Raw genomic sequence first — 9829 nt, 5'->3', positions numbered from 1 at the left:
TTTTAGAAAGGGAATGTTTTTTGTTTGCTTATTTAAGTGTATAAAAAAAGATTCTTTACTTTTGTAATATATATAAGATTGAAAATGAATATTCAAGCAGAAAAAATAGAGCTATTAAAATTATTATTAGACACTAATAATCCTACAATTATTCAATCAATTAAGGAAATATTTGAAAAACAAAAATCTACTGATTTGTGGGATGAATTATCTGCTGAACAAAAGACTGAAATAAAAGAGGCTGCTGCTGAAATTGAAAATGGAAATGTTACTGACTACAATTCATTTATGGTAAAACATAGATAGATGAGTAGGAAAGTGAAAATTTCAAAAACTGCAGAAAGAAAGCTTGAAAAACTCTTTAATTATCTAATAGAAAATTGGTCTAAAAAAGTAAAAACCGATTTTATAAAAAAACTGGATTCATCTATTGATTCAATAAAATCAAATCCTACGATGTTTCCCGAGATTTATAAAAATGCTGGAATCTATAAATGTGTAATTACTAAACAGACTAGCTTATATTATAAATTTAATACTAAAACAATATTCATAGTCACAATTTTTGATACAAGACAAGATCCTTCAAAGTTAAAGATTTAATAAAATCACCCACAAAACTTTCAATCTGAAAGTAAGATATACACTTATCAACAAAAGTATTAGAATTGTTAATGGAATGTTGCCTTAGACATAGTTTCAATGGAATGATTTTAATATTTTTACTCCTTATATAATGATGACATGGAAACGGTTCAAAAAAACTATATTTTTGATTTTGATAGCACGCTCACTAGTGTAGAAGCGTTGGATGTTTTGGCTGAAATTACGCTGGCAAACAATCCTAAAAAAGAAGCAATTATTGACGAAATTCAAGAGATTACCAATTTGGGAATTGATGGAGAAATTTCATTTACTGAATCGTTGGAAAGACGTATCAAATTATTGAACGCGCATCAATCTAACTTAGAGGAATTAATTTCAAGATTGCGACTACAATTATCTGCTTCTATTGAAAGTAATAAAGAGTTTTTTGAGAATTTTTCAGATGATATTTATGTGATTTCTTGCGGATTTAAAGAATTTATAGATCCTATTGTAAAAGATTATAATATTCCTGCCGATCGTGTGTATGCAAATACATTTGCTTTTGATGCAGAAGGCTATATTGTAGGATTTGATGCTGCAAATGTACTGTCGCAACACAACGGAAAAATTCAGTGTTTAAAAGACATGGATTTAGAAGGAGAAATTCAGGTAATTGGCGATGGTTATAGTGATTACGTAATGCGTGAAGCTGGAATTGCCGATAAGTTTTTTGCCTTTACAGAAAATGTAGCACGTGAAAAAGCGGTTAACAAAGCCGATCATGTAACGCCAAATTTAGACGAGTTTTTATTCGTAAATAAATTACCTAGAAACATTTCGTATCCAAAAAACAGAATCAAAATATTATTGCTAGAAAACATTCACTCAGACGCTTTTGATCGTTTGGCGGATGATGGTTTTAGTGTAGAAATATTATCACATAGTCTTTCGGAAGACGATTTAATCGAAAAAATAAAAGACATACACGTCTTGGGAATTCGTTCCAAAACACAAGTCACTCCAAAAGTCATTAAAGCAGCTAAAAAACTATTAGCAATTGGTGCGTTTTGTATTGGAACAAAGCAAATGGACTTAGAAGCCTGCAAAGAAAACGGAATTGTAGTATTTAATGCTCCGTATAGCAATACGCGTTCGGTTGTTGAGTTGGCAATTGGAGAAATTATCATGTTGATGCGAAGTGTATTTCCAAGAAGTACCGAATTGCATAACGGACAATGGAATAAAACCGCAAAAGGTTCACGCGAAGTTCGTGGAAAAAACCTTGGAATTGTTGGTTATGGAAACATTGGAAAACAACTTTCTATCCTAGCAGAAGCCATGGGAATGAAAGTATATTATCACGATATTGAAGATCGTTTGGCACTTGGAAACGCCCAAAAATGCAATTCTTTAAAAGAATTATTAGCCATTTCGGATGTGGTTTCTTTACATGTTGATGACAATCCTGCGAATAGAAATTTCTTTGGCAAAGCACAATTCGATCAAATGAAAGATGGCGCTTTACTAGTTAACTTAGCAAGAGGTTTTGTCGTAGATATCGATGATTTAAAAGCAGCTTTAGAAAGCGGGAAAATTGCAGGAGCTGCCATAGATGTATATCCTTCAGAACCTAGAGCTAATGGAGCATTTGAAACGCCGCTAAAAGGTTTAAACAACGTAATTTTAACACCACATGTTGGTGGAAGTACGGAAGAAGCTCAACGCGATATTGCTGATTTTGTTCCAAATAAAATTATGGCATATGTAAATTCTGGAAATACAGTAGATGCAGTCAACTTCCCAAATATTCGTTTGCCGCGACAAACCAATGCGCATCGTTTCTTGCACATTCACAAAAACGTGCCTGGAGTCATGGCAAAAGTCAACAAGGTTCTAGCTAAATACGAATTGAATATTACAGGACAATACTTATCTACCGATAGCAAAGTAGGTTATGTAATTGTGGATGTAGATAAGGAATACAACAAAAAAGTTACTTCAGCCTTAAAAAAGATTGAGGATACAATTAAATTTAGAATTCTATATTAATAGAGCACTATACTTTTTATAAAAGCTACTTCTTAAAAGTAAAATATACTATTTAGGAAGTAGCTTTTTTATTTTTCATCTGGACTAATGATGACTTTCTTCAAATCCTTTAGAAACTCAATACGATTCCGTTTTATAAGTAAATCCTATGTAGGTCTCTATGTTCTAACTTTTTTACAGTTCTTTGCATTATAATTCAGAAAATCATGAGTTCCGATAAAGAAACCGCTTATTATTCACCATTCGAGGAAAAACTAAATATCATTTCGCATGGTATTGGTATTATTTTAGGAGTTGTTGCCTTGATTTTTTTAGTGTTGCATGCCGCGCAAAATGGTACTGCAGTGCACGTAGTAAGTTTTAGCATTTATGGTTTCAGTATTATTTTATTGTATCTGGCTTCTACACTCTATCACAAAGCAACCAAACCTTTAATTCGGAACAAGCTTCGAATTTTTGATCATGCTGCTATTTATGTGCTCATTGCAGGAACATATACGCCTTTTGCTTTAGTTACTTTAGAAGGAGTTATTGGCTGGACAATCTTTGGACTCGTTTGGGGATTTGCCATTATCGGAATTACCTTAAAACTATTCTTTACAGGAAAGTTTGACAAGCTTTCTACCTTGATGTATGTCTTTATGGGTTGGATTATCATTTTTGCCATTAAACCATTAATCGAGAACTTTTCGAGCGAAGGTTTATTTTGGTTACTAGGTGGCGGCGTTTTCTATACCATTGGTGCCGTTTTATATAGCATTCAAAAGCTTCCGCTGAATCATGCCATTTTCCATGTATTTGTATTAGCAGGAAGTATTTGCCATTTTATTTCGGTGTATTTTTATGTGTTGCCAAAATTTTAAAGCTATTTAAATACTTATGAAACACTATTATTTAATATTCTTCTTTTTGATTTTCTATTCTTGTGATTTTATTACGGAAGAAGAATATTACAGTCGTGCCTTGAACCATGAAGATAAAAGAGATTACCAAGGCGCAATTGTCTTGCTTGACAAAGCTATTGCGAGAAAGCCTGATTATAAAGACGCATTTATATTTAGAGGTTACTGTAAAGCTCAGATGGGAAACATTAAAGAAAGTACAGTTGATTACCTAAAAGCGCTCAAACTGGAACCCAACAATACAATGATACTGTTTAATCTTGCTATAAACTACAATGACATTAGCAACTTCGAAGAAGGAATAAAATATTACACCAAAGCACTGGAATCAAAATATCTAAAAACTTGTGATGCTACTACGGAAGAAACACTATTAGAAATTGTTTCTCCTTTTGATAATTCTAATGAAACTGGCTATGAGATTAAAGTATGCGAACTCTACTATTGGCGAGGTATTAGTTATTATAAAAATAAAGAATACGATGCTGCAATCAGAGATTTAAAAGAAGCTATTAAAGTAAATTTTAACAAATATGAAGCTTATTACTATTTGGGAGAAATCTATCTGAAAAAAGAAGACTTTCAAAATGCTTGTAAAAACTTTTCATTAGCTGCTGATATAGGAAATGCAGAAGCAGTAAAAAAAATGAAAGAACTTTGCCAAAATAAAGAATAAGCAAAATATACTCAATTAATTCAAGATGCTGATTTTGATACCTAATCGTATATATAAAAGATGAAACAACTACGAAATGCCAAAATCATTACAATCATTTTTCATGGTTTTATAACAATTATAGCAGGACATGGAATGATAGTGATGTGTATCTCAGATGTGATTTTCCCTTACCTACTGACAACAGGAGAATTGCAGTTCAACTTTTCGTTACAGCATCATTCCATAAAATTAATTCCTTGGGCAATGCTTTGTTCGTTTGTTGGAAAAGCAATCATTATTGCAAGTCTATTTGTTTCGCAAAAATCATGGAAATATTGGTTAACTATTTTTGGATTGATCTTACTCCCACTCTCTTTTGGTTGTATTCTCTTATCAAATGAAGGGTCATTTTTCATAATATCACTGCTGTCAGGAATTCCATTTGCATTATACTTTGTATGGATGGTTTATTTGTTGTATTGTTCGAGAGAAACTGTATAAACATATAAAAATTGCGCTAAAAGGAAGCCTAGTTGTATATCTCCAAGAAACTTTTCAGTAATATTTTTACGAATTATTTAATAGGACATTATTGGAATAATAGTTTTTCAGGTCATAAAGTTATTTAAAAACCAATGTATAATCGTAGTATTTATATTTAACATTTTAGTAGGCTTATATTAAATCTAGGTAATATATAAATTACATTTATAAGAACGAAAAAAAATACAAAAACTATTTTATTGGTATATTTTCAATAATTTTTCAACTAACCTAACTAAGAAATAAATGGAAATAACTAACTATAATGGAGATACTGACACTGCTAAAAAAGCTGTTGAAAAAGCGAAACAGGCAGCTAAAGAAACTCAAGCATATATTAACAAAGTAAAGGAAATTATAAAAAAAGGCGGTAATATTTCTAAGATTCAAGCGCTCGCTCTTAAATTAGACGGTATTGGCAAAGCATCGATAGTTTTTGGAATTATTAGTGGTGGTCTAGAACTTGCAATAATGTTATCTGGAGAACCTAGTCCACAGGAAAAAATTATGAATATGCTAACTGAAATATCAGAGCAGATAAAAGAATTAGGTGAAAGAATTGAATACCAATTTGAGCGTTTAAAAAAATATATAAATTATAGAGATTTAAAAAGTAAACAAGCCAACGCTGCCACCAAATTAAACTCCGCAATTGCACTAATGGATTTGTATCGCAAAATTAAAAAAGATCCAAAAGCACCAGATTATAAACAAAGGTTAAAAGATTGCGAGAAAAGACTCAAAGCACTTGATCGCAACGATATTTTCAATCAAATTCAGGTGTTTTCTGATTTGGTAACTGGCAACTCTGGGCTAGATAAAATATTTGATGTATCTAAAGATTATACAAATGGAGACCTTGTAGCAATTATGGTTATTGGTAATTCTATGTTGACATATACATTTTCTGCTATGAACTTGGATGGATTACTTTCTGGTTTAAAATATAAAGAGGAAGGTATGGATAATGACCAAATTGTAAAAGCATCACTCCAAAATACTAAAGAGTTATATACTCCTTTAATTACAAATATCAAAAATCATTTAAAGCAAGCAATGGAGTATGTAATTGATGAAAAAAATAGTAATTACTACATTAAAAACCATCTAGAAAACGAAGTCTTTCCCAGTGTATCAAAAAGCGATTTAGACATCACAGCTAAGCATATTGGAGAAATTTTAAAAAAGCAATGGCCTTGGTTAGATTGGGCAGTTATCACCTATGACCCAACTTCTAGTAAATATCATGGCGAAACAGGAGCTTCTTTTTGTTTCTACGATCAAAAAGTAAAAGATGGAAAATTAAACATTGTTCTCAGTAAGATTAAAATAGATTTAAATAATAATAAAAAAGCTCTTGAAGATTTTGCAAATCATGCTCGATACAAAGAAACCAGGCAAGGTGTTACTGATTTTTATATAAAAGATCATATTAAAGAGTTTAATCAAAAATCTGACAAAATAGGTATTAAAAAACATAGAATGCTTTGGTTATTAGATAGTCAATGCAAGGAACGAACACGTGGATTTTATGGAACATCTGATAAATGGAAATATTATGATAAAAAATGGTGGCGCCCTAGAATATGGAGGCGTCCAATGCTTTGTACTAGTACTGGCGGGCTTCCTATTACTTGTAATGTAATACTACATGCATAAATTATAATACTTATGCAGAGCATATAATTTCAACTCCATGAAACCCAACAAAACATACCTCAAAGGAAAATCGGTTTTTATCGTTTCACTGATCGTGATTGTAGTGACAGCACTGACAGTGTACTTTACAGGAATCAATTACCACAGAAGCATTACAACTAACTTTTACATGTCACTAGGAGTTATTGCCGCAGTATTATTTCTATTCTTAAGCTATGGTTTATACAAAGGCATTGCCATTGAAGATAACTTTCCAAAACTAAAAGGCTTTGAATTAAAGAAAAAACTGAGCGAAAACATCTTTCAAGGAGATACATCTGGGTTTGACATTGGCGACGGAATTGGAGAAGGAATTGGCGGCGTTATAGCATCTATCATTTTATGGATTGTATTTTCAATCGTGTTGATTTTTCTACTCATCGTATTAGAAACCGTTGTTTGGTTTTCACTAGCGCTTATCGTAGCCATGCTGTATTGGGTGTTTTTTAGAGCCATGCGATTGGTATTTTCAAAAGCTGCAGAAACTGAAAATAATCTAACAGAATCTATAAGTTATGCATTTAGTTATACAATAATTTATGTCGGATGGATGTTTGGAATTGTATATATAACGACTCTTTTTAAATAAAATAAATTCATGAACAGTAATACAACACACTCTTTTACTTTACTCGTTTTGTTTTTTCTTTTCTTCAGCTGCACATCAACATCAAAAAAAAGTGCACAGTATGCTTCTGAAACTTTAAAAATTGAACAAATAAATCCAAATGTATTTATGCATGTTTCCTATTTACAAACCAATGATTTTGGAAATGTGCCATGCAACGGAATGATTTATTTTAATAAAGACGAAGCCATTGTATTTGACACACCAACCAACAATGCAGTTTCCAAAGAATTGATCAATTGGATTGAAAACGAACAAAAAAAGACCATAAAAGCAGTTGTCGTTACACATTTTCATGTGGATTGCTTAGGCGGATTACAAGAGTTTCACAACAACGACACACCATCGTATGCTAGTAATGCAACTTTACATTTAATAAAGCAAGACGTAGAAAAAGAAGTGCCAACGCATAGTTTTAAAACTGTCAAGGAACTCACAATTGGAGAAGAAACCGTCATATTAAAATTCTTTGGCGAAGGACATACGAGCGATAATATCATAGGGTATATTCCAAATGAAAAAGCACTTTTTGGAGGCTGCTTGATCAAATCTTTAAAAGCTGGTAAAGGGAATCTTGAAGATGCTAATATCAGCCAATGGTCTAAAACTGTAGAAAGTATCAAAAAAGAAATTCCTGAACTGAAAATTGTAATTCCTGGTCATGGAAAATATGGAAATACTGAACTATTAGATTATACTATTCAACTATTTAAATAAATAAGTATCTTTTCATAAAATTAATTCGATCAAAAAACCATGCAACCAAGAGTTACCATCATAGGATTAGGCGTTGAAGATTTAAAAGCAGCTACTGCTTTTTATAAAGAAAAGTTTGGCTGGAAATTAACCAATGCTAGCAATGAAAATATTTCATTTTTTCAATTAAATGGCGTGCTTCTTTCACTCTATCCAAGAGAAAAGCTAGCTGAAGATGCTACCGTTAATCCAGCAGGTTCAGGGTTTAAAGGATTTACTTTAGCATATAACACACGAACAAAAGAAGAAGTTGATGAAATTTTTGCCGATTTAGGTAATAAAGGTGTCAAAATTGTCAAACAACCCGAACATGTTTTTTGGGGCGGTTACAGCGGTTATGTTGCCGATTTGGATGATAACTTATGGGAAATTGCTCATAATCCTTTTTTGGAGTTAGATGCAGATGGAAACGCTATTGAATAATTAAAATTATATCTTAATATGGGATTAGATATTTCACACTATAAAGCTACTTTTCAAAAGGAATTTCCCGAATATTTACCCTATGTAGGTGAAACTGTGGGAGAAAGCCTTATTGAAACTCGTGAAACGTTTGCCAATTACAATGTGCCATTTGATCATTTTGAAAACTATATTCAAATCGTAAATTGTCCTGAAATTTTACAAACTGCAATTATTGTAAAAGATGCAAAGAATCTGGCAAGGGTAGAAAATCATTTTCGAAATAGTGATTATAAGATTTTCACAGATTCAAAACAGCTAGAAAAAGAATTAGCAATCTATGAAGCTGAAAAAAACCTAGATGTCCTAAATCGACATATTAGTTCAGGAGAATTGTCGGATTGGAAAATAGTTTCATACTACAAAAACATTCAAAAAGAAGGTATTTTTTTTAAAGATGTAGGCTACCAACGAAAACGCATGAATGTTGCATTTTGGGAACGATTTTGTCGTAGTGATACGTATTGTTTTGCACTTGAAGAAGATTTTAATTTTGCTTTTTCATGTATAGAAAAACGAGATGATGAAACCTTAGAGGATTCTCAAGAGGTCATTGCTAATTTTAAACAAAACTTTATTGATAATTTTGAGTTAGGCGCCAGTTTTATGGTAGTTTCTTATTAATACTAAACCAGTATACGATCAACTAATTAAAAAAACAATATCATGAAATATACATGTACAATTGATATAAATTTACCAATCGATAAAGTGGTAGCACTTTGGAGTAATGAAACCTATTTCAAAGAATGGCAAGATGGATTTGAAAGTATTGAACTTATAAGCGGAACTCCAGATACAAAAGGTGCCAAATCAAAAATTATTTTCAATGGGAAACATAAAATGGAATTATTAGAAACGATTATTTCCAATGATTTACCGAATGAAAAAATAGGGCTCTATGAACACATTCACATGACAAATACCCAAATTTCACGCTTTATCGTAATTAACGAATATACAACGCAGTACATCTCTGAAGTTGAGTACACAAAGTTCAATGGTTTTATGATTAAATTAATGGCTAAATTATTTCCAGGGAAATTCAAACAGCAAAGTCAAAAGTGGATGAATCAATTTAAAAAATTTGCCGAAACTAATACTTCAAGCTAATTGCTACAACAAACTCGGATACAAAACAACTAAAAGAAGGTTTATATGAAAATCAGGTCGGAATTTCTTCCGACCATGACTGAACCGAAGTTCGCTTGAAATAATCTAAAACTATACTGGTTTGCTTAATCTGGTTGTTCTCCATAGCATTCAGGACTATGAATAATTTCTGTTCCTCCATAAATAGATAATTCATTTTCAATTTGGTACTGTTGCATTTTGTCTAACATAATCTTTGTTTTAATATTAATACGTATAAAGATATAGCTTTAAAATACTGGTTTCATAGACTAACCAACCCATATTGTTTAAAATAGGGTGCGACATACTTATCTGGAAAAACTTCTCAAAACTGTAACAATTGCAAAATAAAAGACTCTTTACTGTTAAAGCGTAAAACTTTAACAGTAAGACAATTAAAAACCAATTTCC

12 protein-coding genes are annotated in these 9829 nt (G+C 31.6%); all 12 read left to right on the top strand.

Features of this window, described 5'->3' with window-relative positions; all coding sequences use genetic code 11:
- The first annotated feature begins 84 nt into the window (after nucleotides 1–84).
- The 12 genes from ACRBBL_RS24670 (at nucleotide 85) to ACRBBL_RS24615 (ending at nucleotide 9397) form a co-directional block, all read left to right on the top strand.
- The gene (locus ACRBBL_RS24670) at nucleotides 85–306 is read left to right on the top strand and encodes a hypothetical protein (RefSeq protein ID WP_431371766.1); all 222 of its coding nucleotides are present in this window, start codon (nucleotides 85–87) and stop codon (nucleotides 304–306) included.
- Nucleotides 307–603: a type II toxin-antitoxin system RelE/ParE family toxin gene (locus tag ACRBBL_RS24665; RefSeq protein ID WP_431371765.1), complete on the top strand. Its 297-nt coding sequence runs from the start codon at nucleotides 307–309 to the stop codon at nucleotides 601–603. It abuts the gene before it with no gap.
- A 141-nt stretch (nucleotides 604–744) separates the two neighbouring features.
- A complete protein-coding gene (gene serA / locus ACRBBL_RS24660; protein ID WP_431371764.1) occupies nucleotides 745–2637 on the top strand; it encodes a phosphoglycerate dehydrogenase in 1893 nt (630 codons plus the stop codon).
- 206 nt (nucleotides 2638–2843) lie between these two features.
- Nucleotides 2844–3500, top strand: coding sequence for a PAQR family membrane homeostasis protein TrhA (trhA, locus tag ACRBBL_RS24655; RefSeq protein ID WP_431371763.1), 657 nt, complete (start codon nucleotides 2844–2846; stop codon nucleotides 3498–3500).
- A gap of 16 nt (nucleotides 3501–3516) precedes the next feature.
- The gene (locus tag ACRBBL_RS24650; RefSeq protein WP_431371762.1) at nucleotides 3517–4215 is read left to right on the top strand and encodes a tetratricopeptide repeat protein; all 699 of its coding nucleotides are present in this window, start codon (nucleotides 3517–3519) and stop codon (nucleotides 4213–4215) included.
- Between the two features lie 60 nt (nucleotides 4216–4275).
- Nucleotides 4276–4698: a hypothetical protein gene (locus ACRBBL_RS24645; RefSeq protein ID WP_431371761.1), complete on the top strand. Its 423-nt coding sequence runs from the start codon at nucleotides 4276–4278 to the stop codon at nucleotides 4696–4698.
- A gap of 288 nt (nucleotides 4699–4986) precedes the next feature.
- Nucleotides 4987–6399 (top strand): hypothetical protein, encoded by a 1413-nt coding sequence (locus tag ACRBBL_RS24640; protein WP_431371760.1) that lies wholly within the window; start codon nucleotides 4987–4989, stop codon nucleotides 6397–6399.
- Between the two features lie 37 nt (nucleotides 6400–6436).
- Nucleotides 6437–7027: a hypothetical protein gene (locus tag ACRBBL_RS24635; RefSeq protein ID WP_431371759.1), complete on the top strand. Its 591-nt coding sequence runs from the start codon at nucleotides 6437–6439 to the stop codon at nucleotides 7025–7027.
- A 9-nt stretch (nucleotides 7028–7036) separates the two neighbouring features.
- A complete protein-coding gene (bla, locus tag ACRBBL_RS24630) occupies nucleotides 7037–7783 on the top strand; it encodes a subclass B1 metallo-beta-lactamase (RefSeq protein ID WP_431371758.1) in 747 nt (248 codons plus the stop codon).
- 39 nt (nucleotides 7784–7822) lie between these two features.
- On the top strand, nucleotides 7823–8245 hold the full coding sequence (locus ACRBBL_RS24625; RefSeq protein WP_431371757.1) for a VOC family protein: 423 nt from the start codon (nucleotides 7823–7825) through the stop codon (nucleotides 8243–8245).
- Between the two features lie 18 nt (nucleotides 8246–8263).
- Nucleotides 8264–8908: a hypothetical protein gene (locus tag ACRBBL_RS24620; protein WP_431371756.1), complete on the top strand. Its 645-nt coding sequence runs from the start codon at nucleotides 8264–8266 to the stop codon at nucleotides 8906–8908.
- Nucleotides 8909–8950: 42 nt separating this feature from the next.
- On the top strand, nucleotides 8951–9397 hold the full coding sequence (locus tag ACRBBL_RS24615; protein WP_431371755.1) for an SRPBCC family protein: 447 nt from the start codon (nucleotides 8951–8953) through the stop codon (nucleotides 9395–9397).
- Nucleotides 9398–9829 lie beyond the last annotated feature (432 nt).

This window comes from Kordia sp., from assembly GCF_050633145.1.
Lineage (GTDB): Bacteria > Bacteroidota > Bacteroidia > Flavobacteriales > Flavobacteriaceae > Kordia.
This window is presented reverse-complemented; position numbering and strand designations above follow the sequence as displayed.